The 24,497-nt window shown below is 64.2% G+C and carries 23 protein-coding genes; 12 read left to right on the top strand and 11 right to left on the bottom strand.

The window, feature by feature from the left end:
* Positions 1 to 14 precede the first annotated feature (14 nt).
* From ACVWY5_RS31125 to arcC, 5 genes are all read left to right on the top strand, one after another.
* Positions 15 to 1,016 (top strand): oxamate carbamoyltransferase subunit AllH family protein, encoded by a 1,002-nt coding sequence (locus ACVWY5_RS31125; RefSeq protein ID WP_283089695.1) that lies wholly within the window; start codon positions 15 to 17, stop codon positions 1,014 to 1,016.
* A 104-nt stretch (positions 1,017 to 1,120) separates the two neighbouring features.
* A complete protein-coding gene (locus ACVWY5_RS31120; RefSeq protein WP_028333377.1) occupies positions 1,121 to 1,312 on the top strand; it encodes a hypothetical protein in 192 nt (63 codons plus the stop codon).
* Between the two features lie 10 nt (positions 1,313 to 1,322).
* A complete protein-coding gene (locus ACVWY5_RS31115; protein ID WP_028333376.1) occupies positions 1,323 to 2,573 on the top strand; it encodes a YlbE family protein in 1,251 nt (416 codons plus the stop codon).
* Complete coding sequence (fdrA, locus tag ACVWY5_RS31110; RefSeq protein ID WP_038377335.1) at positions 2,570 to 4,111, top strand: acyl-CoA synthetase FdrA; 1,542 nt, start codon at positions 2,570 to 2,572, stop codon at positions 4,109 to 4,111. The genes ACVWY5_RS31115 and fdrA overlap by 4 nt, the downstream gene beginning before the upstream one ends.
* Entirely contained in the window at positions 4,095 to 5,054 is a 960-nt protein-coding gene (gene arcC / locus ACVWY5_RS31105; protein WP_028333375.1) for a carbamate kinase, read from the top strand. The genes fdrA and arcC overlap by 17 nt, the downstream gene beginning before the upstream one ends.
* A gap of 142 nt (positions 5,055 to 5,196) precedes the next feature.
* Here the strand turns inward: arcC and ACVWY5_RS31100 are convergent, their stop codons facing one another.
* From ACVWY5_RS31100 to ACVWY5_RS31085, 4 genes are all read right to left on the bottom strand, one after another.
* Complete coding sequence (locus tag ACVWY5_RS31100; protein ID WP_028333374.1) at positions 5,197 to 6,549, bottom strand: carbohydrate porin; 1,353 nt, start codon at positions 6,547 to 6,549, stop codon at positions 5,197 to 5,199.
* Between the two features lie 311 nt (positions 6,550 to 6,860).
* A complete protein-coding gene (locus ACVWY5_RS31095) occupies positions 6,861 to 7,922 on the bottom strand; it encodes an ABC transporter permease (protein WP_028333373.1) in 1,062 nt (353 codons plus the stop codon).
* Positions 7,919 to 9,445, bottom strand: a complete 1,527-nt coding sequence (locus ACVWY5_RS31090) for a sugar ABC transporter ATP-binding protein (RefSeq protein ID WP_028333372.1) — start codon at positions 9,443 to 9,445, stop codon at positions 7,919 to 7,921. The genes ACVWY5_RS31095 and ACVWY5_RS31090 overlap by 4 nt, the downstream gene beginning before the upstream one ends.
* Positions 9,446 to 9,509: 64 nt before the next feature.
* Entirely contained in the window at positions 9,510 to 10,475 is a 966-nt protein-coding gene (locus ACVWY5_RS31085; protein ID WP_028333371.1) for a sugar-binding protein, read from the bottom strand.
* Between the two features lie 241 nt (positions 10,476 to 10,716).
* On the opposite strand from ACVWY5_RS31085, the gene ACVWY5_RS31080 reads away from it, so the two are divergent.
* Both ACVWY5_RS31080 and ACVWY5_RS31075 read left to right on the top strand, forming a co-directional pair.
* The gene (locus ACVWY5_RS31080; protein ID WP_028333370.1) at positions 10,717 to 11,982 is read left to right on the top strand and encodes an ROK family protein; all 1,266 of its coding nucleotides are present in this window, start codon (positions 10,717 to 10,719) and stop codon (positions 11,980 to 11,982) included.
* Between the two features lie 81 nt (positions 11,983 to 12,063).
* Positions 12,064 to 12,822 (top strand): SDR family NAD(P)-dependent oxidoreductase, encoded by a 759-nt coding sequence (locus ACVWY5_RS31075; protein ID WP_028333369.1) that lies wholly within the window; start codon positions 12,064 to 12,066, stop codon positions 12,820 to 12,822.
* On the opposite strand, the gene ACVWY5_RS31070 is transcribed toward ACVWY5_RS31075, so the two are convergent.
* From ACVWY5_RS31070 to ACVWY5_RS31055, 4 genes are all read right to left on the bottom strand, one after another.
* Positions 12,819 to 13,640: a MetQ/NlpA family ABC transporter substrate-binding protein gene (locus ACVWY5_RS31070; RefSeq protein WP_028333368.1), complete on the bottom strand. Its 822-nt coding sequence runs from the start codon at positions 13,638 to 13,640 to the stop codon at positions 12,819 to 12,821. The genes ACVWY5_RS31075 and ACVWY5_RS31070 overlap by 4 nt on opposite strands.
* Positions 13,641 to 13,711: 71 nt before the next feature.
* Positions 13,712 to 15,052 (bottom strand): LLM class flavin-dependent oxidoreductase, encoded by a 1,341-nt coding sequence (locus ACVWY5_RS31065; RefSeq protein ID WP_028333367.1) that lies wholly within the window; start codon positions 15,050 to 15,052, stop codon positions 13,712 to 13,714.
* A 27-nt stretch (positions 15,053 to 15,079) separates the two neighbouring features.
* Positions 15,080 to 15,904 (bottom strand): class I SAM-dependent methyltransferase, encoded by an 825-nt coding sequence (locus ACVWY5_RS31060; RefSeq protein ID WP_028352101.1) that lies wholly within the window; start codon positions 15,902 to 15,904, stop codon positions 15,080 to 15,082.
* On the bottom strand, positions 15,799 to 16,149 hold the full coding sequence (locus ACVWY5_RS31055) for a hypothetical protein (RefSeq protein ID WP_321176724.1): 351 nt from the start codon (positions 16,147 to 16,149) through the stop codon (positions 15,799 to 15,801). The genes ACVWY5_RS31060 and ACVWY5_RS31055 overlap by 106 nt, the downstream gene beginning before the upstream one ends.
* Positions 16,150 to 16,292: 143 nt before the next feature.
* Between ACVWY5_RS31055 and ACVWY5_RS31050 the strand changes: the two genes are divergently transcribed.
* The 5 genes from ACVWY5_RS31050 (at position 16,293) to ACVWY5_RS31030 (ending at position 21,562) form a co-directional block, all read left to right on the top strand.
* Positions 16,293 to 17,729 (top strand): FAD-dependent oxidoreductase, encoded by a 1,437-nt coding sequence (locus ACVWY5_RS31050; protein WP_028333365.1) that lies wholly within the window; start codon positions 16,293 to 16,295, stop codon positions 17,727 to 17,729.
* A gap of 97 nt (positions 17,730 to 17,826) precedes the next feature.
* Positions 17,827 to 18,756 carry a TauD/TfdA dioxygenase family protein gene (locus tag ACVWY5_RS31045; RefSeq protein WP_028333364.1) on the top strand — a complete coding sequence of 310 codons (930 nt, stop codon included), beginning with the start codon at positions 17,827 to 17,829 and terminating at the stop codon, positions 18,754 to 18,756.
* A 25-nt stretch (positions 18,757 to 18,781) separates the two neighbouring features.
* Positions 18,782 to 19,837, top strand: coding sequence for an ABC transporter substrate-binding protein (locus ACVWY5_RS31040; RefSeq protein WP_051376075.1), 1,056 nt, complete (start codon positions 18,782 to 18,784; stop codon positions 19,835 to 19,837).
* Positions 19,834 to 20,700 (top strand): ABC transporter ATP-binding protein, encoded by an 867-nt coding sequence (locus ACVWY5_RS31035; protein WP_028333362.1) that lies wholly within the window; start codon positions 19,834 to 19,836, stop codon positions 20,698 to 20,700. The genes ACVWY5_RS31040 and ACVWY5_RS31035 overlap by 4 nt, the downstream gene beginning before the upstream one ends.
* Positions 20,693 to 21,562 (top strand): ABC transporter permease subunit, encoded by an 870-nt coding sequence (locus ACVWY5_RS31030; protein WP_028333361.1) that lies wholly within the window; start codon positions 20,693 to 20,695, stop codon positions 21,560 to 21,562. The genes ACVWY5_RS31035 and ACVWY5_RS31030 overlap by 8 nt, the downstream gene beginning before the upstream one ends.
* 9 nt (positions 21,563 to 21,571) lie before the next feature.
* Here ACVWY5_RS31030 and epsC read toward each other — a convergent pair whose 3' ends face one another.
* The 3 genes from epsC to ACVWY5_RS31015 form a co-directional block, all read right to left on the bottom strand.
* Complete coding sequence (gene epsC, locus ACVWY5_RS31025; RefSeq protein ID WP_028333360.1) at positions 21,572 to 22,525, bottom strand: serine O-acetyltransferase EpsC; 954 nt, start codon at positions 22,523 to 22,525, stop codon at positions 21,572 to 21,574.
* Positions 22,526 to 22,544: 19 nt separating this feature from the next.
* Positions 22,545 to 23,117: a flavin reductase family protein gene (locus tag ACVWY5_RS31020; RefSeq protein WP_051376074.1), complete on the bottom strand. Its 573-nt coding sequence runs from the start codon at positions 23,115 to 23,117 to the stop codon at positions 22,545 to 22,547.
* A gap of 136 nt (positions 23,118 to 23,253) precedes the next feature.
* Positions 23,254 to 24,483 (bottom strand): acyl-CoA dehydrogenase family protein, encoded by a 1,230-nt coding sequence (locus ACVWY5_RS31015; RefSeq protein ID WP_028333358.1) that lies wholly within the window; start codon positions 24,481 to 24,483, stop codon positions 23,254 to 23,256.
* Between the last annotated feature and the right edge of the window lie 14 nt (positions 24,484 to 24,497).

Raw genomic sequence — 24,497 nt, 5'->3', positions numbered from 1 at the left:
GGGAGATCGGTGTGATGCGGCCAGGCAATACGTTTCGCGACCTGCCCGGCGCGCCCGTGTCAGAACGATTCGACGGCGGTGCCGTGATCGAGGTCGGCGTGCTTGCGCGCCGCGCGCTGCGCAGCGGACGGCGCGGCCGTATTGCGGCGGTGTTCGAGCGCAGCCTTTATGCGGTGCTCGACGATCGCTGGATCTGCATCGGTGTCAAAGACCTCGGCTCCGGCCCGCTGCATCTTCTGTGCACCGGGATCGAGCCGCGGCTGCTCGTTCCCGGACAAGAGGTTGCGATCCTCGACACGATGCTGCTCGTCGACGGTATGCGGTTTGCCGGTTTCGAGACGGCCTCCGTATGGGCGCCGCCGCCTTCGCCGGAATGGACGATCGACAGTTTGCGGGCAGGGCTTGCGATGGTCGATCAGGTCTGGCGTCGCTTGCCGGTCGAGCAGGGACTGGCGTCGTCGGGTGGCGCGGAGCCGGCCGCAAGGCCGTCGCGGGTGCTCGCTGCCGCGGCGCCGGGGCTCGCCGCGCTCAAGCGATTGATCGAGGCCGGGCTTCGTGGAGAGCGATGTGCACCGCGTGACTACCCGGAGATCGTCGAATTGATCGGACTTGGTCCCGGGCTCACGCCATCCGGCGACGACCTGATCGGCGGCGCGCTGGTCGCGCTCGCGGGCCTCGGCCGTCTCGCGACGCGCGACGCGCTGTGGAAGACCTGTCGCGCGCATCTCGGCCGCACCAATGAGATCAGTGCCGCCCACCTGCAAAGTGCCGGGCTCGGCTTCGCGGCGGCGGCGCTGCATGAAGCCATCGACGCGACGATTGGCGGACGGGTCAATCGTATCAAGTCCGCGGTCGCGGCGCTGTCGAGGATCGGGCAAAGCTCCGGACTGGATGCGTTTGCAGGTGCGTTGATGGTGGTGCGCGCGATCGAGTGCCGCCTGCTCAACGACAGCGCGCTGCATCATGCCGGTCTCGCCGGCAACGGACCGCCGACGCGATCAATCGCAGGGGCCTAATCGATCATGCGACGCGACGGGAATTCGGACCAAAGGCTGCGCGTGTTTGACAAAGTAAAAACCTTCTTACTAAGATCGACGCATCGGATATAGGGAGGCCGCGAGTGGTGACCAAGCAGGAAGGAACGCCGAGCGGGCGTCTGTTGATGAGCAAGCCGAGCGTGGTGAACGTCGGGCTAGCAGGCTTTGTGAAAGACTTGCGGGACTGCGATATCGAGGTCGTGCAGGTCGACTGGACGCCTCCTGCCGACGGCGATCCCAAAATGGCGGCGCTGCTCGCCAAGCTCGGTACGTGAGAGCGCGGCCATGAAGCTGATCGAAGACGCCAACAAGCAGGCGCTGGCCCGCATCCTCGAGGGTGAGCCCAGGCTGATCGATATCGTTACGGCACGCGATGTGCTGGAAGGGTTGAAGGAACGCATGATCCTTCATGCCGGGCCGCCGATCACGTGGGATAGAATGTGCGGCCCGATGCGAGGCGCAGTGGCAGGCGCGATCGTGTTCGAAGGCTGGGCTCCGGATCTTGAAGCCGCCTTCGAACTCGCGGCCGGCGGCGGCGTCGCCTTCCACCCCAACCATCATTTCGGCGCGGTCGGTCCGATGACCGGGATGACCACGGTCTCCATGCCGGTGTTCGTCGTCGAGAACGTCAAATACGGCAACCGCGCCTACTGCGCCATCAACGAGGGCCTCGGCAAGGTCATGCGCTTCGGCGGCAATGACGATAGCGTGCTGGCGCGCCTCGCCTGGCTGCGTGACGTCTTCGGGCCGGTGCTGGCCAGGTCGATCCGCGCGCATGGCGGGATCGACCTGAAGGCGATCATCGCCCGCGGGCTCTCGATGGGCGATGAAATGCACCAGCGCAACCTGGCCTGCTCCAGCGTGTTCCTGCGCGAGATCGGGTCGGCGCTGGCGCGCACCTCGAACGACAACGAGGTTCTCGCAAGCTGCATTGGCTTCATCGCGCAGAACGATCAGTTCTTTCTCAACATCGCGATGGCGATGGGCAAGGCGCTGACCGATCCCGCCAACGGCATTCGCGGTTCGACGGTGGTGACCGCGATGTGCCGCAATGGAACCGACTTCGGGGTCCGCGTCAGCGGATTGGGCGATCGCTGGTTCACGGCGCCGGTGGAAATGCCGGAAGGGCTCTATTTCCCGGGCTATTCGCGCAAGGATGCCAATCCCGACATGGGCGACTCCGCGATCGTCGAGACGGTCGGGCTTGGTGGCTTCGCGATGGCGGCAGCTCCGGCGGTTGCCGGATTCATCGGCGCCGGGGCGCCGTCGTCGGCGGGCAATTTCACGCGGGCAATGAGTGAAATCACCGTCGGGCAGAATCCGGAATGGACGATCCCCGCGCTCGACTTTGCCGGAGTGCCGACCGGCATCGACGTTCGCCTGGTGGTGGAGACCGGCCTTGCACCGGTCATCAACACCGGCATCGCGCATCGCGAGCCCGGCATCGGCCAGGTCGGCGCCGGCGTGGTGCGGGCGCCGATGGCCTGCTTCCGGCAGGCCGTCCTCGCCATTGCGGAAGATCTGGGGGTGTCATGAGCGCGTTTGTCCTGAACGAAATTCGTAAAGGCTTCTATCTCGACTCGGTGGCGTTGATGCGGTTGTCGCGCGAGATCGCGTCGGCGGCGGGCGTCGTCGAAGCCGCGCTGATGATGGGCACGCCGTCCAACCAGGCGATCCTGCGCAACGCCGGGTTGCTCGACGGCGAGGTGATCGCCCAGGGCAATGATCTGATTCTCGCGATCAAGGCCGAGAGCGAAGCGGCGGCGAGCGCCGCGCTTGCCGAAGCGCAAAAGGCGCTCGACCGTCCCAAGACGAGCAGCACCGGCGAAGCGGCGTGGCGGCCGCGCAGCATTGCCGCAGCCGTCAAGGCCGCGCCCGCCGCCAACCTCGCCCTGATCTCCGTTCCCGGCGAGTTCGCCGCGGCAGAAGCGCGCAAGGCGCTGAACCGCGGACTTCATGTCCTGATGTTCAGCGACAATGTCTCGATTGCGGATGAATTGTCGCTGAAGCAGCAGGCGCGCGAAGCGGGCCTCTTGATGATGGGACCGGACTGCGGCACCGCGATCATCGGCGGCGCGCCGCTCGCCTTCGCCAACCGGCTGAAGCGCGGGAGGATCGGGATCATCGGCGCATCGGGGACCGGTACGCAGGAGGTGTCGTGCCTGCTGTCCGAGGCGGGCGAAGGCATTTCCCACGCCATCGGCGTCGGCGGACGGGATTTGAAGAAGGAGATTGGCGGCATCACGACATTGATGGCGATCGACGCCCTTGATGCCGATCCCGAGACCGATCGCGTCGTGCTCATCTCCAAGCCGCCGCATCCGGACGTGGCCAAGGCCGTGCTCGGCCGGATCGGCCGGAGCTCGAAGCCCTACACAGTGTGCTTCATCGGCGCCGCCGCGGCGGACCTGCCGCCAAATGCACGCTTTGCCGCTACATTGAGGGAAGCGGCCGAGAAAACCCTGGGCAACGGCCGGAGCATTGGAAGCAAGTTCGACGCTGCCGCCGTGGCTGCGCGTTTACCGCAGCGACGCAAGGCGGCGCAGCGCATCGAAGGGTTGTTCGCCGGCGGCACGCTCTGTGCCGAGGCGCAGGTGATCCTTGCCGCAGGCGGCCGCAAGGTGGCGTCCAACGCCGCCATTCCCGGCGTCCCGCATTTCGGCGAGCCGGAGGCGCAGGGGAGGGACCGCATCGTCGACCTCGGGGCCGACGAACATACCCAGGGCCGGCCGCATCCGATGATTGATCCCTCGGTGCGCGACGATGCGTTGCGGGCGGCGCTGGCCGATCCCGCGGTCGCCGTCATCCTGCTCGATCTCGTGATCGGATACGGCGCACATGACAATCCGGCAGCGCATCTGGCGGCCGTCGTGGCGGGCCGCGCCGATGACGCGCCGGTCCTGGTTGCGTCGGTGACGGGGACCGAGCTCGATCGCCAGGTGCGTTCGGCGCAGATCAGGCTGCTCGAGGACGCCGGCATCGTGGTGGCGCCGTCGAATGCCCATGCCTGCGACCTCGCTCTCGCTCTTTCCGTCAACGACGTCAGGATGCCGCGCTATGCGAACACTCAATGAGGTCCCGCGCCGTCTCGTGATCGCGATCGGCGGCAATGCCGTCCACCCCGAAGACATCAGCGGCACCTCGGACGAGCAGAAGGCCGTCGCCCGGCATACGGCCGAGGCGCTGCTGCCGCTCGCCGAGCTCGACAACGAGCTGGTGATCACCCACGGCAACGGGCCGGTGGTGGGCAAGATCATGATGCGCCAGATGCTGACGATGAGCCGGATCCCGCCGATGTCGATGGACATCTGCGTCGCGCACAGCCAGGGTGGTATCGGCTATCTTCTGATGCAGGCGATCGAGAACGTCTTGCGCGCGCATGGCAACGGGCGGCACGTCGCCAGCCTGCTGACCCAGGTCGAGGTCGACGCCAACGATCCCGCCTTCGCCAATCCGACCAAGTTCGTCGGACCGTTTTTCACCGAGCAGGAAGCCCAGCGCATCAGCGCCGAGTTGAACTGGAAAATGCGCGAGGACTCCGGGCGTGGCTGGCGCCATGTCGTGCCGTCTCCGAAACCGAAACATGTCTGCGACATTTCGCTGGTCGACGCGCTGGTCAAGCGCGGCACGATCGTCATCGCAGGCGGCGGCGGCGGTATGCCCGTGATCCGCGACGAACGGGGCGTGCGCACCGGCGTGCCGGCAGTGATCGACAAGGACCTGACCTCGGCCCATATCGCCAACGTGCTTGGCATCGAGGAACTGCTGATCCTGACCGCGGTGCCCCGCGTCGCGATCAATTTCGGCAAGCCCGACAAGAGGGAGCTGGATCAGGTCAGCCTGGCGGAGATCAAGGCCTATCATCGCGCGGGCCATTTTCCGCCGGGAAGCATGGGGCCCAAGGTCGATGCCGCCATCCGTTTTCTCGAGGGTGGTGGAAAGCGAGCGATCATCAGCCACCTCAATTGCGCAATGGCCGCGCTGACCGGCGAGACCGGGACTCACGTTGTTCCCTAGCGCTCGTCAGATGCGATGGCGGCGCCATACGCGCGAATGGCGCCGAACTTCTTGCCGATGCCCTTCAACTCCAGGACTGCTAGCCCCGCGTCGTGAGGAGTTACCAAGGCTGGCTTTGCTCAAGCATGCTGGCCACCTCCGCTCAGAAGTGCACCAGCGTGCGCAGACCGAGAATCCAGGCGTTGTCGGTCTTCACGCCGGCGGCATTGTACCCGCGCCCGCCAGGATGCATCACATACTGGGCGTCGAACTTCAGGTTCATCCAGCTCGTCGCCTGCCACCCGTACCAGGCTTCGATCGGAACTTCGTTTCCTCCGGCGTTGGGCGTGAGCGCAGCCGTATTCACATGGGTCGTACCGACCGCAAAACCGACTTCGTCCTCCGGGCGGGAGGCGAACGTTCCGGTGTGCCTGAAGCCGAATGCGATCTGGTAATCCTGGTACGACGTGCGGTGGTCGGCGACGGTCGTATTGAGGAAGGTGTACCAGCCCTGTGCCTTGGGACCTTCAACCGTCAGCCGCTGCAGGATCGATTCGTAGACGCCGTAACGACCGCGCGAATCTCCGAGATTCTGGTCCGAGACGCCGCCGGTACCCGGAGAGATCGCAATGATCCCAGGCAGGCCGCCATCAATTGTCGATGCGCTGTCATACCAGCCGCCAAATCTCCAAGTCCCGTTCAACGGACCGCTCGGCGCCCAGACCACCTCGACCGGCACCAGCACGCCCGAGGCGGGGCTAGAGCCGGGGACACCCGGCAGGAAGTAAGTCGCGGAGTCCGACGTTGTCAGGTAGTTCGGGTTGGCATCGTAGACGCCGACCGAAAGCTGCCATTCCTTGGCGAAGTTGTAGTGCACCACACCGGCCCATTGGCTCACCGGCCAATTGTAGATGTAGCCACCCTGGATGTTGCCGGGCTGGCCGCCGCAGAAGGTCAGGTTGATGAACTCGCAGAGACCAAAGAAGAAGTCGGAGCCGACCGGAAGACGGCCGCCCTTGAGTTCAAGGCGATCATCGAACAGCTTCTGCGAGTAGTAGAGTTCGGTCAGGCGAAGAATGCTGCCGCGGCCGAACACTTCGTTGGTCAGCTGCAGCGCCGGAATTCCCGCCTCGTCATTCAGGTTGCGGCCGAAGCGGTCGACCAGCGTGAGGCCAACCGTGCCGCCCTGGATGCCGGCAAGTTTTGCCATGTCGAACTTGGCCTGAAAGAAAAGCTGTCCGGCTTGGGTCGCGGTGTTCCTGTTGCCGCCCGACAAATTGCCGACGGCTTCGTCGCCCAGCGTCAGGGCCAGCGAAATCCCTCGCTCCTTTAGTTGCGTCCTGCCGAGATCGCCGAACAGATATGGTCTTGTCCAGAAATCATCGGTCTCCGTGTAAGGCACCGGCGGAGCCTTCGTCATGAGATCGGCCGCATGCGCGCCGCCGCCGCTGAACAGAGATAACAACGCCATCCCCACGCCGCACGCCCGCGCGGTGTTTACAGACCTAAGTGACATTTTCTGCGCTCCCAGCGTCCCCGGCTTTGTCTATTTTTGTGCCACGTTCCCGCCCAAAGCCCTTCAGCGGGTAACGTGGTCGTTTCAGTGCATCGATCATTCAACCAGAGATAGAATCCGTGCGCGCGCAAAGCCCTTCAAGACGGCGGCGAGGGGTCTGCCTGCGGCTCAGCTGGGCCAGGCCTGCTGCGCCAATCTGGATACGAGCGCCGCGAGCTTGATTGATCTTGCGCCTCGAACTCCTTCCCCTCGTTCCTCTACTCAAGCTGCCGCGACCATATTCCCGGTCCGGGTCCTTCCTTTTCGAGTTGTCATGCCTGATCGCCCGTCGTCGTCGGCAACGCAGCCGCGCTATGCGGAGCCGCGCCTTGCAGAATTGTGCTTTCCTTCGGTCTTGGCGCAGTGCGGGCGAGGCCTGCGAGCGCGGCCTTGCGCCGTCGACGGGCCTGCAATTGCTGATCCGCCAGCACACCGATCAGGATCACGGTCCCCATCACCGCGAAGTTCAGCGAATTGGGAATGCCGAGGATGTTCACGAGGTTCTGCAGCACCTGCAGCAACGCCGTCCCGAGCACGATGCCCAGAATGGAGCCCTCGCCGCCGCGCAAGCTGCAGCCGCCGAGGACGGCTGCTGCGATCGCATAGAGTTCGTAGAAGTTGCCGAACGAGCTCGGAGAGACCGAGTTGGTGTAGAACACGAACATCACGGTCGAGACGCCGGCGAGCCCGCCGCTGATGACATAGGCGGTCGCGATCACGAGATTGGTGTTGATGCCGGAGAAGCGCGCCGCTTCCTCGTTCTTGCCCACGGCATAAAGCCAGCGCCCGTAGACCGAGCGGTGCAACAGGACGCCGAGGATCTGCGCAAGGATGATCAGGAAGATGAAGGTGTTCGGGATGCCCGCAATATTACCGGAGGCGATGTTGCTCAGCGTGCTCGCCTCGTCGCCGTAGCCGAAGCCGCGCGTCGAATCGCTGGTGTAATAGCGCGCGGCGCCGCGATAGATCAGCAAGCCGCACAGCGTTACGATGAAGGGCTGCATTTTCAGCCGCGTGATCAGGAAGCCCTGGATGCCGCCCAGCGCAAGCCCGCCCATCAGGACCAGCAGCAGCGCGAACGGCCAGGGCACCTGATAGGTCGTCAGCAGGTCGATGAAGATGACGCCGAGCAGCGCGAACATCGAGCCGAGCGAAAGATCGATTCCGCCGGTGATGATGACGAGACCTTCACCCAGCGCGAACACACCGAACAGGCCGATCAGATTGGCCATGTTCAGCAGATTCACGAACGACAGGAAGGCCGGATTGATCGCGCCGGTGATGGCGGAGATCACCGCCAGCAGCAAGAACAGGCCGAGTTCCTTCTTCATCATGGCGCAGCGGCCTCCATGGTTTCGAGTGCTTGGCCGACCGCCAGTCTCAACACGTTGTATTCGCTGAACTGGTCGCGCTCGATCACGCCGCTGACACTGCCTTCATGCATCACCGCCACCCGGTCGGAGACGCCGATGACTTCCTCCATGTCCGAGGAGATCATCACGATCGCGACGCCCTGGTCGGCGAGGCTGCGCATCAGCGCGTAGATCTCGCTCTTGGCGCCGACATCGATGCCGCGGGTCGGCTCGTCGAAGAACATCACGCGCGGCTGCATGGAGAGCCACTTGCCCAGCACCACTTTTTGCTGGTTGCCGCCGGAGAGTGTGACGGCTTCGATGTCGATGCTCGGCGCCTTGATGGACAGCCGCCTGGCCTGGTCTTCGGCGATTCTGCGCTCGGCCGCGCCGTTGACCAGCCACATCCGCGCATGATCCAGCAGGCTCGCGAGCGTCACGTTCTCCCGGATCGGCAGTTCCAGCACCAGGCCGGATTTCTTGCGATCCTCGGGCACCAGGTAGATTCCTTGCCTGATCGCGTCACGCGGCGAGGCGACGCGGACCGGGGCGTTGTCGATCCGGATCTCGCCGCCCAGCAGCGGATCGACGCCGAACACCGCGCGGGCAAGCGAGGTGCGGCCAGCGCCGACGAGCCCGGCGAGGCCGAGGATCTCGCCGCGCAGCACGGACAGATTGATCTGCCGGTCAGGAAAGGCAGTGGTCACGACGCCGGCGACATCGCAGCCGCCGGGCTGCGGCGTGCAGGACGGCGGTGTATACAGCGCCTTCAGGTCGCGGCCGATCATCAGCCGGATCATGGCGGCGTGGCTGAGCTCGTCGCGCGCCAATTCCCCCACCGTGCGCCCGTCGCGCAGTACCACGACGCGATCGGCGCAGCTCATGATCTCGCCGAGCCGGTGAGAGATATAAATCACCGAGATGCCGTGCGTCTTCAGGTCGGCAATCACCTCGAGCAGCCGTTCCGTCTCCGAAATCGTCAGGCTGGAGGTCGGTTCGTCCATGATGATAACGCGGGCGTCGATCGAGAGCGCCGTGGCGATCTCCACCATCTGGCGCTCCGCGATCGACAAATTCTCGACCAGCGTGCCCGGCATGAAATCGGCGCCCAGCCGTTCCAGCAGCGGCATCACGCGGGCGTGCATCTGCGCATTGTCCACCAGCTTCAGCGGGCCGCCGGCCAGCTTCTCGCGTCCGATGAAGACATTGGCCGCGACGTCGAGATTCTCGAACAGGTTCAGTTCCTGGTGCACGAAGGCGATGCCAGATCGCATCGCCTCGGTCACCGTCATCCGGGCGTGCTCGGTGCCGCCGATGCGGATCACGCCAGCGCTCGGCGCGATCACGCCGGCGAGCACGCGCATCAGCGTCGATTTGCCGGCACCGTTCTCGCCGATCAGGCCCAGCACCTCGCCGCGATTGACGCGCAAATTAACGTCGTCGAGCGCCTTGACGCCGGGATAGGTCTTGCTGATTCCGCTGAGTTCCAGCAGCGTTTCCGCCATTCGGCATGTCCTCCTGCACAACGCCCGGCGGCCTGTGTCGGTCGGGCGTTGAAGCCGTCTGAAGTTACTTCTTGAGCAGTTCCTTCAGATGTGCGGCGAACTCCGCGACGTTGGTCTTGCTGATCACCTCGGTCGGCACGATCAGCTTGCTGTCCTTCGGAATCCAGGACTTGTCGCCGTTCAGCGTCTTGATGATGTTGGTGGCGGAGAGATAGCCGAACTCGTAGGGCTGCTGCACGACCGTGGATTCGATCGTGCCGTCGGAAATGCCGCGCAGCGTCCGCTGATCCTCGTCGAAGCCGACGATCTTCACCTTGCCGGCCTTGCCTGCGGCCTTCACCGCGTCATAAATCAGCGGCGTCTCGTAGCTCCACAGGCCGGACAGCAGCGCGATGTCGGGATATTTGACGAGCACGTTCTCCATGTTCGCCTTGGCCTTGGTGAAGTCCACCTGGTCGGTGAACACGTCGACCAGTTCGACCTTGGTGCCGGCGATCGCTTCCTTGATGCCCTGCACCCGCTCGCGGGCGTTGTCGGCGTCCATCGTTCCGACGAACAGCGCGATCTTGCCGCCGTTCGGCAGCGCCTTCTTGATCTCCTCGCCGGCCTGCCGCCCTGCCGCGACGTTGTCGGTGCCGATATAGGCGAGGCGATTGCTCTGCGGCGCGTCACTGTCCGTGGTGATTAGCACGGTCTTGGCCGCAACCTTGTTGAGTTCTTCGGTTGCATGCGGTGCATCGTCGACCGAGATCGAGATACCGGCGACGCCGCGCACCAGCAGATCGTCCAGTTCGCGCCGCTGGCCGGCCGCCGTCCCTTCATTGGTGACGATCAATTCGATATTGTAGTCCGGGTGCTCCTTCTGCGCCTTCTCAAGCCCGCGGCCCGCGATGGTCCAGAAGTCGGCCGCGACATTGGTCACCAGCGCAATGGTCTTTTTCTGCTGTGCCTGTGCTACCCCCGTCGCCATGGCGAACGCGGCTGCGCCCGCCAAGAGCGGCACGATCAATTTTCTGGTTGAGACATTCATATGCACCTCCCTGTCGACACCCCCGGTGAGGGGATTTCACGCTCGGCGCTTTTCACGCCTTATTTTATTCACGTAACGAATAAATTAGCGCGACAAAATGTCCAGTCAAGGATGTTAATGATCACATCTTCAGCCAATAATAGTATAGGAGTGACGTATTTCAGTCGCTATCCGCGCTTTTTGACCCGCAAACGAGTAGCCTGCGTTGAATAATTTCATCGAGAGAATTAAAAAACGCAATATGAACGAACAGCCCGAGCCGTTGAGACGTGCTTCGAGCCTGGCCCGCGGATCGAACCCCGGCCGTCTCGTCGAGGTCCTGCGACGCCAGGGGCCGTTGCCGCGGGTCGAGCTCGCACGCAGCACGGGCCTGAGCTTCCCCGCCATTTCGGCCATCACGTCGAAGCTGATGGCGGAAGACCTGCTGTGCGAAGCCGAGACAGATGCGGCGATGCTGTGGCCCGACGACGCCGACGAAGAGGACACGGATGGCGGCCGTCGCCGCGGCCGGCCGGCAGTCCTGCTGACCCTGAATCCCGAATTTGGCCGCATCATCGCGGTCTCGCTGCGCATGAATCTGGTCGAGACACTGATCGCCGATTTCAGCGGCTCCGCCCTAGCGCAATCGCGACTTGAACTCGCGACGCGCGCGCTCAATGCAAGCGCATTATGCGAGCTCGTGATCGCACAGATCGACGCCATGCTTGAGGCGACCGCCACGCCGCGACATCGCTTGCTCGGAATCGGAATAGCGCTGCAAGGCATCGTCGACGGCGATACCGGCCGGCATCTGTGGAGCCCGGCGCTGTCGATCACCGACGTCGATCTTGCCAAGCCGATCCGCCAAGCGTTCGGTGCCGAGGTCGTGATGGCGAACGACGCGGTCGCGGTCGCGCTGTCCCTCGCTGCCGCCGAACCGGCACTGGCGCAGGGCCTCACGGCCACGATCATGGTGGGCCACGGCGTCGGCATGGGCATCATTGTCGACGGTGAAGCGCGCTGGGGTGCCGGCGCGGGCAGTGAGATCGGTCATGTCAAGTTGGCGCTGAACGGCCCGCAATGCCGCTGCGGTCAGCGCGGCTGCATCGAGGCCCATCTTGCCGATTATGCGCTTTACCGCGATGCCCGCACCTTTCTCGACCTGCCGCCGGCGGCGTCGCAGCAGCCGTCCGAGGCGCAGATGGCTCTGCTACGCGATCGGGCACGGAGCGGCGATTCCCGTCTCGAGCACTTGTTCCAGCAGGCGGGCCACGCGCTTGCCGAAGCGGTCGCCACGACGATATCGGTGCTGCGCCCGCATCATGTCATCCTCGCAGGTCCTGGCCTGCAGGCATTCGACATGATGCGCAGTGCCTATGAGGAGAGGCTCGACCAGGCGGTGCTGCCGTGGCTGCTCAAGTCCACGGCGATATATGTGCGTCCAAGCGAGTCGGCGACCATCGTCGACGGCATGGTGCGGCGGACGCTGCGGGTCGTGGACCGCAGCCTCATGGAGACAACCGAGTGAACTTCGGAATCTGTGGCCCTCTTGCCTGAGCCGCAGCAACGCAACCGACGCCCTTCAGGCGCCAAAATCGAGAGGATGCCAATGCAGGGCGCCATCTATCCAAGTCTCAAGGACCGGACCGTACTGGTCACCGGCGGCGGTTCCGGCATCGGCGAGGCGATCGTCCGCCGGTTCATCGGCCAGGGCGCGCGGGTCGGATTCATCGATATCGATCTGGCGTCGTCGGAGCAGCTGCTGTCCGATCTCGGGGCACAAGCCCGCGTGCACTTCGAACATGCCGATCTGCGCGACATCGGCGCGCTGCGGCGCGCAGTCGCCGGCATCCGCGAGGCGCTCGGGCCGGTCACCATCCTGGTCAACAATGCGGCCCGCGACGACCGTCACGCGATCGAGGATGTCACACCGGAATTCTGGGACGAGCGGATCGCCGTCAACCTGAAACACCAGTTCTTCAGCGCCCAGGCGGTCGCGCCGGACATGAAGCAGGCAGGGGGCGGTTCGATCGTCAACATCGGCTCGGTGAGCTGGGTGATCGGCCAGGGCAACATGCCCTGCTACACAACGGCCAAATCAGCCGTTCAGGGCCTCACCCGGGCGCTGGCCCGCGATCTCGGGCCGCACAACATACGGGTCAATTCCATCCTGCCCGGATGGATCATGACCCAGCGGCAGCAGGATCTGTGGTTGACGTCTGAAGGCGTGGCCGAGCTGATGCAGCGCCAATGCCTCAAGCGCAAACTCGTGCCTGATGACATCGCCCGTGTCGTGCTCTTCTTTGCCGCCGATGACAGCGGTGCCTGCACCAACCAGAGCCATATCGTGGATGGTGGCTGGGTCTAGCGCTTCAGGTAATCCGGCAAGGTAAACCCGTCATAGAAGCGGTCGGAGAGGATCGTGGTCTTGAACGTCTGTGATTTGTAGCCGGCGACGATGTCCTGCGCCCACGGCGAGCCTGCATTGGCCTGCTTCACCGCGACCACATTGATATAGGGCGTCGTCATCTTCTCCAGGGCAAATGCATTGGTCAGCTTCAAGCCGCTGTAGATCGCGAAGTTGCCCTGGATGGCGGCGAAATCAACGTCATCGAGCGCGCGCGGCGCCTGTGCCGCTTCCAGCGGCACGATCTTGATGCCGCCGGGGTTCTTGATCACGTCGAGTTCGCTGACATCGACCGGCTTGGAGTCGCGAATCTCGACGAGGCCGAGATCGCGCAGGATCCAGAGCGCGCGCTGCAGATTGACGGGATCGTTGGGCACGGCCACGGTCGAGCCGGGCTTGATCGGCGAGCCGACCGGGTGCTTCTTCGAGTAAAGCCCCATCGGGGGCGTCGGGACGTGGACGATGCCGACGAGGTCGGTTTGCTGCCGCTCGTTGTAGGAGTTCAGGAAGATCGTGTGCTGCATGACGTTGGCGTCGATCTCGCCCTTGAACACTGCATTATTGGCTTCCAGCCCGCTCGAAAACTCGACATAGCGGACATGGTAGCCCTTCTTCTCGAGTTCCGGCGCGACGCCAACCTTGAATTCGTCGATGTAGGGGCCCGGCACGAAGCCGACTTTCAGATCGGATTTGGCTGATGTCTCCGCGTGCAGGGCGGCGCCGGTAAGAGCACCGAGAATGAGCAGGGTCGAAAGGAACAGGACGCGCGCAGTGGTCATTGAATTCTCAAATCCTTAGGCTGTGGGCAAATAGCGATCCGGCTGACGCGGGGTCGGCGGTTTCGATCACGTCAGGCGATCGCCTTGATCGATCCGGAAAACACGCTTTGCGGCCGGCTCAGTTGGTAATGGTCGCGCAGCGTCGTGCCGCTGTACTCGTCGCGGAACAGGCCGCGCTTGCGCAGGATCGGCACGACTTGCTCGGCGAAGATATCGAACCCGCCGGGTAGCCAGGGCGGCATCACGTTGAAGCCGTCGGCCGCGCCATTCTCGAACCAGGTCTGGATGTTGTCGGCGATCTTCTCCGGCGGGCCCACGATCACCCAGTGGCCGCGCGCCCCGGCGAGACGCTGCACGAGCTGGCGGATCGTCGGCTGCTCGCGATCGACGATGTCGACCACGAGCTTGAAACGGCTGGCGACCCCGCGGGCGCTGCCGGTGTCGATCAGGTGGCGCGGAAAGGGACCGTCGAGGTCGAAGCCGGAGAGGTCGAGCCCGATCATCTGGCGAAGTTGGGTCAACGAGTATTCCGGCTGGATCAGCTCGTTGAACTCGTCCTGCAACAGGTCGGCTTCGGCCTGCGTGCTAGCGATGAACGGACTGATGCCCGGCAGGATCCTGACCTGATCGGGGCTGCGGTCGAAGGCGCGCGCCTGCCGCTTGATGTCCGCATAGAACTCCTGGGCGCTCGCCAGCGTCTGATGCGCGGTGAAGATCGCTTCGGCATAGCGCGCGGCAAAGGCGCGTCCGTCATCAGACGAACCCGCCTGGACATAGACCGGCCGTCCCTGCGGCGTCCGCGAGATGTTGAGCGGGCCGCGCACCCGGAAGTGCTTTCCGACGTGATCGATCGGATGGATCTTTCCCATATCAGCGAAAATGCCGGATGCGGGATCGTTCACCACGGCGTCGTCTTCCCAGCTGTCCCACAGCCGCGTGATGACATCGATATATTCCCGCGCCCGCTCGTAGCGTTCGTGGTGAGGTGGATGCTCGGACAAGCCAAAGTTCTGCGCCGCCTGTGCCGTGCTGGTCGTGACGATGTTCCAGCCGGCCCGGCCGCCGCTGAGGTGATCGAGTGACGCGAACAGGCGCGCCAGATTGTAGGGCTCGGTATAGGTCGTCGACGCGGTCGCGATCAGGCCGATCCGTTTCGTGGCGACGGCGATCGCGGCCAGCCAGGTGATCGGCTCGAACCGGAAGCGTTGTGCGTAGCGAACATTGTCGGCGAGCGCGGGGCCGTCGGCGAAGAAGATCGCGTCGAATTTCTGCGCTTCGGCGCGCTGCGCCAGCTCTTGGTAATAGCTGACGTCAAGGATGCGATCCGCCGCAGACCCCTTGTAGCGCCATGCCGCCTCGTGATGGCCGCCGGGATAAATAAAGAGATTAAGGGAAAGCTGTCGTTTGCTCATCTCGGATCTCGTGAGTTCTGCTGATCGTTATTGGTGGAACGGCGCCTTGTGCGCAAATGCGAAGCGCAGGTAGCGCTCCAGCTTCAAACCTTCGGGCGTGCGCTTTTCTTCGACAAGGCGCGCGAAGTTGCGACGCACCAGTTCGCGCTCGTGAGGGGTGAACGCTTCGAGGAAATTTCCGAATGCGCTCGCTTCCGACCACTGCAGCAGCGACGCCGCATCGTCGTGGATATCGATCAGCGCGCGCAGCTCGCTGCGGTAGCCGGCGAAGCCACGTGCCGCGAACTGCGATTTGAGCTCCTCGTCGGTCGATCCGAGCACCGGGTTCGAGTCCTGGCGATCGCCGGCAAGACCCGCCTCGATGATGGCGCGACGAAGCAGCTGGCGCGACTGGTGCGGCCTGGACGGATCCTGCACATTCAATCCGAGGCGGCCGCCGGGCCTGAGCACGCGCCGGATCTCCCGCAGCGCGCGATCCTTGTCGGAGATCCAATGGAAGACGCTATTGAGATAGACCGCGTCGAACTGCGCGTCGTCGAAGCGCGACAGTTCTTCGGCGCGCCCGGTGGCGAACTGGAGGTTATCCCCCTGCCGAAGGCGCGCAATTTCGATGCGGCCGGCAAGTGGGTCGATACCGATCACGCGTCCGTCCGGACCGACCAGTCCGGCGACGAATTCCGCAAGCCGGCCGGTTCCCGTCCCGATGTCGAGCACGTGCTCGCCGGTCTTGATGGCGAGCGGCCCGATCAGGAACTTGCCGTGGCGAAATTGAACGAGTCCAGCTTCATCATAGGAGCGGGCGAGCTCCGGAGTATCGTGTTCAAGGCTGATGTCGCCAGCAGTTCGCGGCATTTCCAGAGATCCATCGTTGCTCGCCGCGCGTCGACGTCAGGCGCGTGCGTTGCGTCAGACTCTATGTCGGCGGCGGTGAAATGAATTTGCGTTGTTGCACGGCAAGCGAGCATGAACGTGACGAGTTCGTCGTTCACCGGAGATGAGTGCGATCGCGCCGATCCCAGCGACGTATGATTTGGGAAGTTCTCCCGATCGATCGCGCCGATCCCGCACGTCGCAACGCACATGAGGTGATCGGTCAAGCGGCGATCATCGCAAATATTTCAATGCCCGCGGTGTCCACGACGCGAACATTGCCTGCTATCAAAAACAAAGCTGGTTTCGTTTCATTGACTGAATGTCGATCGCTTTTACGATTTGCAACGTCAAAGCGAGGTGGTCATTCATGCCGCAATCCGATCCCGACAGCGTCGCCCGCGAGGCCCTCCGGCTGATCGGGGCCGACCCGCAGAACTGGGTGCCTGATCGCGACGGAATCGATCACAACGTCGTCGTGGTCGGCGGTGGCCAGTCCGGCGCGGCCTTCGCGTTCGCGTTTCGGCGCGCCGGGATCGGCAAGGTTTCGGTGATCGATGCCGCCGCCGACGCCAGCAAGGCCGGCGTGTGGCTGACGAGCGCGCGAATGCACAAGCTTCGCACTCCGAAGACGCTTCCAGGTCCGGAGCTCGGTCTGCCCGGTCTCGGTTTCCAGGTATGGTATGAAACGCGCCATGGCGCGGCGGCCTTCGACGCGCTCGATCGGATTCCGCGGCTCGACTGGGCGGCCTATCTCGACTGGTATCGCCGCGTGACCGGCGCCGGCATTCGTTACGGTACGCGGCTGCTCCGCATCGAGCCCGCAGCCGATCATTTGCGGTTACATCTGGAGCGGAGCGGGGTCACGACCATCGAGACCACGCGCAAGCTGGTGCTCGCAACCGGCTTTGCGGGTAGCGGGGGCGCTTTTGTCCCTGACGCGCTGCGGGTCCTGCCGAAACGATTCCGTGCGCACACATCGGAGAAGATCGATTTCAGGACGCTGCGAGGTCTTTCCGTTGCGGTGGTCGGGAGTGCTGCGTCGGCCTTCGATGCGGCGGCCGCAGCCCTTGAGGCCGGAGCGCGTGATGTTCATCTGTTTGCACGCCGGGAAACCTTGGCCGCGTTGCCCGTCATTCGGATCCGCGGCTACCCGGGAGCCTATGACAATTATTGCAGCCTGCCCGACGGGGTGCGCTGGCATCAGGCGATCCGGTTCAGGCAGGCTGGGTCGACCCCGCCGCCGGATGCGATCTCGCGCGCGGTAGCCTTCCCCAATTTTCATCTGCACCTGGGCGCACCGTGGACCTGGGCGCAATTGAAGGGGGTGCGGCCGGTCGCGATCACTCCGCAGGGCGATTTCGCCTTCGATTTCGCGATTGCGGGGACCGGCTATTCCGTCGATCTGAGCGCGCAGTCGGAGCTCGGCGACTTCGCCGACGAAATCCTGCTGTGGCGAAATCGCTTCGTGCCGCCTGACGACGAGAAGGACGATCGCCTGGCGGCCTATCCTTATCTCGGGACCGGGCACGAGTATCTGGAGAAAGTTCCGGGCCGCGCGCCGTATCTGAAGGACATTCACGTCTTCAACCCGGCAGCATTTGTCAGCTTCGGCCTGCCGATCGGCGACGTTCCAAGCTTCAAGCGCGACATTCCGGGGATCACGGCCAGGATCAGCCGCGATCTGTTCCTGGCCGACCTTGCATCTCACGAGGCGCGCATCAACGGAGAGATCGCGGAGGATTTCACCGCCGAGCTCTATGCACCGGCTGTCTGGCGACCGCCGCAGCCCATCGCGGCGGAATAGCGAGGATCACGACTACATCATTCATCTCCGCCGTCGTTTCCGCGACCGGCGCATGGCGGAGCCTTGTCCAGGGGATCGCGGCGACGAGACCAACATCATGAGCAGCACGACCGCCATCGACAACGTCATTCCGCGCGCCGACATCGTCAAGCGTGCCGCCCGGCTTGGTGCCGAGATCAAGAATGTGAAGCTGTCGGGTGACCTGCCCGACGCGGTCATCCGCGCTGTCAACCAGGTGCTGCTCGAGCACAAGGTGATTTTCTTTCGCGACCAAGGGCACCTCGACGACGCCGAGCAGGAGCGCTTCGCGGTCAGGCTCGGCAAACTGGTGTCGCATCCGACCATCGGTCCGAGCAAGGGCACGTCGTCGATCCTCGAGCTGGATTCGGGGCGTGGTGGCGGCCGCGCGGACCAATGGCATACCGACGTCACGTTCGTCGATGCCTATCCGAAGATCTCGGTGCTGCGCGGCGTGGTAATCCCGCCCTATGGCGGTGACACCGTCTGGTCGAACACGGCGGCGGCCTATCTCGATCTGCCTGCGCCGTTGCGCAAGCTCGCCGACGAGCTCTGGGCGGTTCACAGCAATGCCTATGATTACGCGGTGAAGTCTCGCGTCACCGACGCCGACAGAAAGCATTTCGACGAGGTATTCACCGGAACGATCTATGAGACCGAGCATCCGGTCGTGCGCGTCCATCCCGAAACGGGCGAGCACACGTTGGTGCTTGGCAATTTCGTCCAGCGCTTTGTCGGCCTGCCGAAATATGACGGCCAGAAGCTGTTCGATCTGTTCCAGTCCCGCATCACGGCTCCGGAGAATACCGTGCGCTGGAGCTGGCGGGCGGGGGACGTCGTGATCTGGGACAATCGCGCGACCCAGCATTACGCCGTCAATGACTACGGCGATCAGCATCGTGTGGTGCGCCGCGCCACCATCGATGGCGAGGTTCCGGTCAGCGTCGACGGCCGCCACAGCGTGACGCGCATCAAATCGCCGAAGCTACAGTCGGCGAAGGCAGCCTGAGCATGTCTCCTATTGGAGCAACGCAATGAAAGCCATCATTCGAATTCTGCGTGCGCGGCGAGCCGCCGCGCGCCGCGCGGCGCGATTGCTGCTGGCCGGCGCCTTTGCGTTGGGTCTGATCGCTCCGGCCTTCGCTGAGCCACCGCTCGAGAAGACCGAGATCCGCTATCAAGGCTGGGCCGGGCAGGTGACGTTCACCGAGCTCGCCGAGGACCTCGGCTACCTTGCGCCCCTCAAGCTCAAATGGATCGGCAACACCATCAGCGGACCGCAGGACATCCAGACCGTCGTCACGGGCGACATCGACGTCGGCGGCGCTTTCTATGGCGCGATTATCAAGCTGATCGCGGCCAAGGCGCCGATCAAGGCGGTGGTCGGCTACTACGGCTCCGACGCGAACACCTATTACGGCTACTATGTGAAGGACGACAGTCCGATCAAGACGGCCCGCGACCTGATCGGCAAGAAGGTCGCGGTCAATACGCTTGGTGCCCATCTGGAGTTCGTGCTGCGTGAGTATCTGGCGCGGAACGGCCTTAGCGCCGTCGAGGTCAAGCAGGTGACATTGGTGGCGGTCCCACCCGTCACCGCCGAGCAGGCGCTGCGGCAAGGGCAGGTCGAGGTGAGCGCGCTCAGCGGCGTGTTGCGCGACAAGGCGCTGGAGCGTGGCGGGATCCGTTCGCTCTTCAACGATACCGATCTGTTCGGACAGTTCACCGGCGGTGCCTATGTGCTGCGGGAGAAGTTCATCAAGGACAATCCGAACATGGCCCGCAAGCTGGTCGAGGGGATCTCGCGCGCGATCCAGTGGGCGCAGACGGCGCCGCCCGATGAAGTGCGGGCTCGCTTCAACCGGATCATCGCGGAGCGCAAGCGCAACGAGGATGCCTCCTCGATCAAGTACTGGAAGAGCACCGGCGTCGCGTCCAAGGGCGGCGTGATCTCGGATGCTGAGCTGCAGGTCTGGGTCGACTGGCTGGTCAGGGATGGCCTGCTCAAGCCGGGTCAGATCAAGGCCTCGGACACCTACACCAACGAGTTCAACTATTTCCGTCCCGGAAAGACGGCGGAGGCGCGATGACGTCGGTCAAGATCAGCTTTGACAAGGTCCGCAAGGAGTTCGTCACACGAGGCGAAAAGGGCCGGCCGGCGGGCCATTTCACCGCGCTCGAGGACATCACGTTCGACGTCCGCGCCGGCGAATTCCTCGCCCTGGTCGGTCCAAGCGGTTGCGGCAAGTCGACATTGCTCGATCTGCTCGGCGGGCTCGCAACGCCGACCAGCGGCCGCATCCTGCTCGATGGCCGGCCGATCATCGGTCCCGGACGCGACCGCGGCGTCGTCTTCCAGCAGTATGCGCTGTTTCCATGGCGCACCGCCGCGCAGAACGTCGAGTTCGGGCTCGACATTGCCGGCCTCAAGCCGAAGCAGCGCGGAGAGGTCGCGCAGCACTTTCTCGACCTTGTCGGGCTGTCCGGTTTTGCCGACCGTTACCCGCACGAGCTTTCCGGCGGCATGAAGCAGCGTGTCGCGATCGCGCGGAGCCTGGCCTACGATCCGGAAGTGCTGCTGATGGACGAGCCGTTCGCTGCGCTCGATGCCCAGACGCGCGAAACACTGCAGGGCGAGCTGCTGCGGATCTGGCGTGCCACCGGCAAGACCATCATCTTCATCACCCATGGCATCGACGAGGCCGTCGTGCTCGGTCAGCGCGTGGTGGTCATGACGTCGCGTCCGGGGCGGATCAAAGAGATTGTCGATATCCCCGCGGCCTTGCGCAGCGAAGCCGAGGACGTGCGCTCGCTGCCGGAATTCGGCCGCGTGCGCCATGAGATCTGGAGCCTGCTCCGCGAGGAAGTGCAGAAGGCGCAGCAGGGGCAGTCGGCGGGCAGGGTCAGCGCAGGCCGTGTCGACCGTGAAGTGAAGGAAGTCGCTCATGTCTAGCCTGGAGATGCTGACATTGCTGGAGCTCGCGCATGGGCGGCGAGACGAACACCCGGCGGCCGCGCGGTCACCGCTGGTGAGCGCGGCCCGCGCCGCGACCCGCGGTCTGGCAGCTTTCGGGCGCCGCTCCCTGCTGCTGATCGCCCTTCTGGCGATCTGGGAGGCCGCGCCCAGGCTCGGCTTGATCGACGCGGTGTTTCTGCCGCCCTTCTCGGATGTCATCGCCGCAGGCTGGCAGCTCGCGCAAACCGGCGAGCTCTATGACGACGCCTCCGCGAGCCTGCTCCGCGCCCTGAGCGGGTTTCTGGTGTCGGTCGTGTTGTTCGTCCCGCTCGGGCTGGCCGTCGGCTGGTACACAAGGCTCGGCGATCTGCTGAACCAGTTCATCGAGATTTGCCGCAATACCGCGCCGCTCGCGCTGTTGCCGGTGTTCATCCTGCTGCTTGGCATCGGCGAGCTCTCGAAGGTCACGATGGTGGTCTATAGCTGCGCCTGGCCGCTCCTGCTCAACACCATCGCCGCGGTGAAGCAGGTCGATCCGCTCTTGATCAAGTCGGCGCGGACCATGGGCGCGACCCCACAGCAGCTGTTCCGCAAGGTGATCCTTCCGGCGGCGCTTCCGACGATCTTTGTCGGCGTTCGGCTCGCCAGTGCGTCAGCCATGCTGGTGCTGGTCGCATCCGAGATGGTCGGCGCCAAGGCCGGTCTCGGCTATCTCATCATCAACAGCCAGTACAGCTTCCTGATCCCGCAGATGTATTTCGGCATAATCGGGATCACCGTGATCGGGTTGGCATTCAATGCCGTCCTGGAGGCGTTGGAGCGGCGCTTGATGCGATGGAAGGCACAGGTTGCGACGTGAGATCGTGGTTCAGGCGGCGCTCGGGCTGTTTCGTGCGGTAGCTTGCGTCACAATGCTGTTCGGCGGCACGTCCTTGGTCAGCCAGACGTTGCCGCCGATGGTCGAGCCGCGGCCGATCGTGATCCGGCCGAGTATGGTTGCGCCGGCGTAGATCACGACGTCATCCTCGATGATCGGATGGCGGGCATCGCCCTTGATCACATGGCCATCGTCGTCGGTCGGGAAATGCCGCGCGCCGAGCGTGACCGCCTGATAGACTCGGACGTTGTTGCCAATGATGGCGGTTTCGCCGATCACGACGCCGGTTCCGTGATCGATGAAGAAGCCGGAGCCGATCCGGGCGCCGGGATGGATATCGATGCCCGTCCTTGTGTGGGCGATCTCCGACATCAGGCGAGCCACCAGCCGCGCGCCGATCTGGTAGATTAGATGGGCAAGGCGATGGTGGATGATGGCGGTCATCCCCGGATAGCCGATCAGGATCTCGGGAAAATTCCGCGCTGCCGGGTCTCCAACGAATGCCGCCCGCAGATCGTTGATCAGAAGTCCGCGGACGGACGGCAGTTGGGTGGCAAATGCGCGCGTCAGCTCGATCGCCTCTTCGTGCACAAAGCCCGGCTCAAGCTCGTCGCCAACGAACAGCGCGCCGCGATGGATCTGCGCGCTGAGCGAATCCAATGCCGTGCTTAGCGTATTGCCGACGAAATAGTCGATGTTCTCGCCGTCGAGGTCCGATTGGCCGTAGTGGCGCGGAAACAGCGCCTTGGTGAGGCCGTCGAGGATCGCCTCCAGCGCGTCCCGCGAGGGCGCGCGGTGAGCCTCGCCGTCTTGCCGGATGCTGTGGGTCTCCTCCCGCGACGTGCGCAACTCGGCCACGATCCGGTCGAGCTGCCAGCGGCCCGGTTGTCGGCTGACTGAGCCGGCTGAGGACGGAGGCGATGCTGGCGGCAATTCGCGTTTCATGCTGCACCCTTTCTCTGCCCTACCGAACATGCGCCAGAGGAATGCTGACTTCGGCCAATAGGTCGAGATCGGCCTCGTGGTCGATCTGGACATACTGTCCATTCCAGTAGGTGAGGCCGGACAGCCGGTGCGACAACTCCATGCTGGCGAGGCGGCCCACGATGATGCCATGGGAATGTCGCTCGATGATCTCCTCGACCTGGCATTCGATCATCGCAAGCGAACGCTGCAGCAACGGCACGCCCGAGGCTCCATGGGTCCAGTCGGTGCCCTCGAAGCGCTCCCTGCCTTTCAGCCGGCCATCGCTGAAGCGCTCGGCCAGGACCTGCTGGTCGGAGCCGAGGATGTTGACGCCGAACAGCCGATGGCGGGCGATCGGTGCGAAGGACGATGCCTGCCGGTTGATGCTGACCAGAAACCGGGGTGGGCTGGCGCTGAGCGACGTCAGCGAGGTCACCGTCATGCCGGTGATGTCCTCACCTTGTCCTGCGGTGATGATGCAAACGCCGGCCGGGAGGCGGCGCATGACAAGGCGAAATTGACGCTCGATCTCGTGGTCGGCGTCCACAAGATGAATATCCGGCCTGCTCATCAGGATTCTCCCCTGCATTGCCTCGCCGGATTGGACCTCGCCAGAGCGTTTTCGAGCGAAGTGGATACCGGTTCGCGTGAAGAAACGCATCAAAACAGGAATCTAGGCTCCGTTCCGACTCGATCGGAACGGAACTCTAGAAGAAGCCCTTGGCGGGTAGCGGCGTGCCGCTGATCTCGTATTGTCCGATCGAGCGCGCCTTGAAGGTGTTTGGATTGTGCGACGCCAGGGTGCGCGCGTTGCGCCAGTGGCGGTCGAAATTAGTCGCCTTCTTGGTGGCCGATGCGCCGCCGACGTCGAACAGCAGGCTGCCGCTCCGGATCGCGAACTCGTCCGCAACGATCTTGGCCTTGGCCGACAGCAGCGCGGCCCTGTGCGCGGCATCGACGGCCTTTTCGTCGCCTGCATCGAAAGCATTGGTGGCGATATCGAGCGCCTCCGCGGCCGCGAGCACCACGGTCTCCGCCGCGAATGCGCCGCTGGCGATCTGGCCGACGGTCTGTTGCAGCAGCGGGTCGTCCGCCGGAAGCTCGCTGGGCGCGTAGTAGAACGTCCGCTTGCGGGTCCGCACCAGGGCGCTGGCGTCGCGCAGCACGGCGCGCGCGATGCCGGCATTGATCGCAGTCAGGAACAGCTGGGCAAATGTGTTGGAATAGGGAATGCCGTAGCCGGTATCCGGTGCGTCGAACACGGCTTCCTGGCGCTTGACGCGCACGTTGCGGAAGTGGGTGGTGCCGGTCGCCGTCAGCCGCTGCCCGAGGCCGTCCCAGTCGTCGATGAGCTCAATGCCCTCGCGGTTGACCGGAATCAGCACGGCAGCATTGGTGGCGGATGCGTCAGCGGTGCGAACGAGGACGTAGTCCGAATACAGTGTGCCGGTGCTGTAGTATTTCGTGCCGTTGAGCAGGTAGTCGTCGCCGTCGGCAGTGAGTGTCGTGTTCGGCGTGACATTGCCGATCTTCGGCGTGTCGAGCTCGGTCGCCGCGAGCCCGATGATCGCGCCGTCGGCAACTGCCTTCTGCCACTGCCTGTGCTGATCGTCCTTCGGCCGGCGCACCAGGCGTTCGACGACGCTGAAATGGTTGCGCAGGATATGCGCGACATTGGCGTCGGCCTCGCCGAGACCGATGACGATCTCGAACAATGCGCGAATCGACAGGCCGGCGCCGCCGGATTCGATCGGAAGCCGCAACGCGCCGAGGCGGGCCTTGCGAATGAGATCGACTTGCGCGAACGGCAGGACGCGCTCGCGTTCGCGGTCGGCGGCGCCTTCCGCGATGCGGCCGAGCAGCGCGTCGATATCGGGTGCGCGGCTGGGCAGGCGGTCGGAAGGCTCCAGCGAGGTGGCGGACAGAGGCTTGTTCATTGGTATCACCCGAA

Source organism: Bradyrhizobium sp. USDA 3256, from assembly GCF_054058275.1.
This window is presented reverse-complemented; position numbering and strand designations above follow the sequence as displayed.

What these genes read in the sequence shown, in the direction of transcription:
- epsC (WP_028333360.1), bottom strand. Translation starts at nt 22,525, where the DNA reads ATGAAACGCGAATTGCCGCCAGCATCGCCTCCGTCCTCAGCCGGCTCA.
- ACVWY5_RS31015 (WP_028333358.1), bottom strand. Translation starts at nt 24,483, where the DNA reads ATGAACAAGCCTCTGTCCGCCACCTCGCTGGAGCCTTCCGACCGCCTG.
- ACVWY5_RS31090 (WP_028333372.1), bottom strand. Translation starts at nt 9,445, where the DNA reads ATGGCGGAAACGCTGCTGGAACTCAGCGGAATCAGCAAGACCTATCCC.
- ACVWY5_RS31075 (WP_028333369.1), top strand. Translation starts at nt 12,064, where the DNA reads ATGCAGGGCGCCATCTATCCAAGTCTCAAGGACCGGACCGTACTGGTC.
- ACVWY5_RS31045 (WP_028333364.1), top strand. Translation starts at nt 17,827, where the DNA reads ATGAGCAGCACGACCGCCATCGACAACGTCATTCCGCGCGCCGACATC.
- ACVWY5_RS31095 (WP_028333373.1), bottom strand. Translation starts at nt 7,922, where the DNA reads ATGATGAAGAAGGAACTCGGCCTGTTCTTGCTGCTGGCGGTGATCTCC.
- arcC (WP_028333375.1), top strand. Translation starts at nt 4,095, where the DNA reads ATGCGAACACTCAATGAGGTCCCGCGCCGTCTCGTGATCGCGATCGGC.
- ACVWY5_RS31030 (WP_028333361.1), top strand. Translation starts at nt 20,693, where the DNA reads ATGTCTAGCCTGGAGATGCTGACATTGCTGGAGCTCGCGCATGGGCGG.
- fdrA (WP_038377335.1), top strand. Translation starts at nt 2,570, where the DNA reads ATGAGCGCGTTTGTCCTGAACGAAATTCGTAAAGGCTTCTATCTCGAC.
- ACVWY5_RS31065 (WP_028333367.1), bottom strand. Translation starts at nt 15,052, where the DNA reads ATGAGCAAACGACAGCTTTCCCTTAATCTCTTTATTTATCCCGGCGGC.
- ACVWY5_RS31035 (WP_028333362.1), top strand. Translation starts at nt 19,834, where the DNA reads ATGACGTCGGTCAAGATCAGCTTTGACAAGGTCCGCAAGGAGTTCGTC.
- ACVWY5_RS31020 (WP_051376074.1), bottom strand. Translation starts at nt 23,117, where the DNA reads ATGAGCAGGCCGGATATTCATCTTGTGGACGCCGACCACGAGATCGAG.
- ACVWY5_RS31040 (WP_051376075.1), top strand. Translation starts at nt 18,782, where the DNA reads ATGAAAGCCATCATTCGAATTCTGCGTGCGCGGCGAGCCGCCGCGCGC.
- ACVWY5_RS31060 (WP_028352101.1), bottom strand. Translation starts at nt 15,904, where the DNA reads ATGCCGCGAACTGCTGGCGACATCAGCCTTGAACACGATACTCCGGAG.
- ACVWY5_RS31080 (WP_028333370.1), top strand. Translation starts at nt 10,717, where the DNA reads ATGAACGAACAGCCCGAGCCGTTGAGACGTGCTTCGAGCCTGGCCCGC.
- ACVWY5_RS31100 (WP_028333374.1), bottom strand. Translation starts at nt 6,549, where the DNA reads ATGTCACTTAGGTCTGTAAACACCGCGCGGGCGTGCGGCGTGGGGATG.
- ACVWY5_RS31070 (WP_028333368.1), bottom strand. Translation starts at nt 13,640, where the DNA reads ATGACCACTGCGCGCGTCCTGTTCCTTTCGACCCTGCTCATTCTCGGT.
- ACVWY5_RS31115 (WP_028333376.1), top strand. Translation starts at nt 1,323, where the DNA reads ATGAAGCTGATCGAAGACGCCAACAAGCAGGCGCTGGCCCGCATCCTC.
- ACVWY5_RS31125 (WP_283089695.1), top strand. Translation starts at nt 15, where the DNA reads ATGCGGCCAGGCAATACGTTTCGCGACCTGCCCGGCGCGCCCGTGTCA.
- ACVWY5_RS31085 (WP_028333371.1), bottom strand. Translation starts at nt 10,475, where the DNA reads ATGAATGTCTCAACCAGAAAATTGATCGTGCCGCTCTTGGCGGGCGCA.
- ACVWY5_RS31050 (WP_028333365.1), top strand. Translation starts at nt 16,293, where the DNA reads ATGCCGCAATCCGATCCCGACAGCGTCGCCCGCGAGGCCCTCCGGCTG.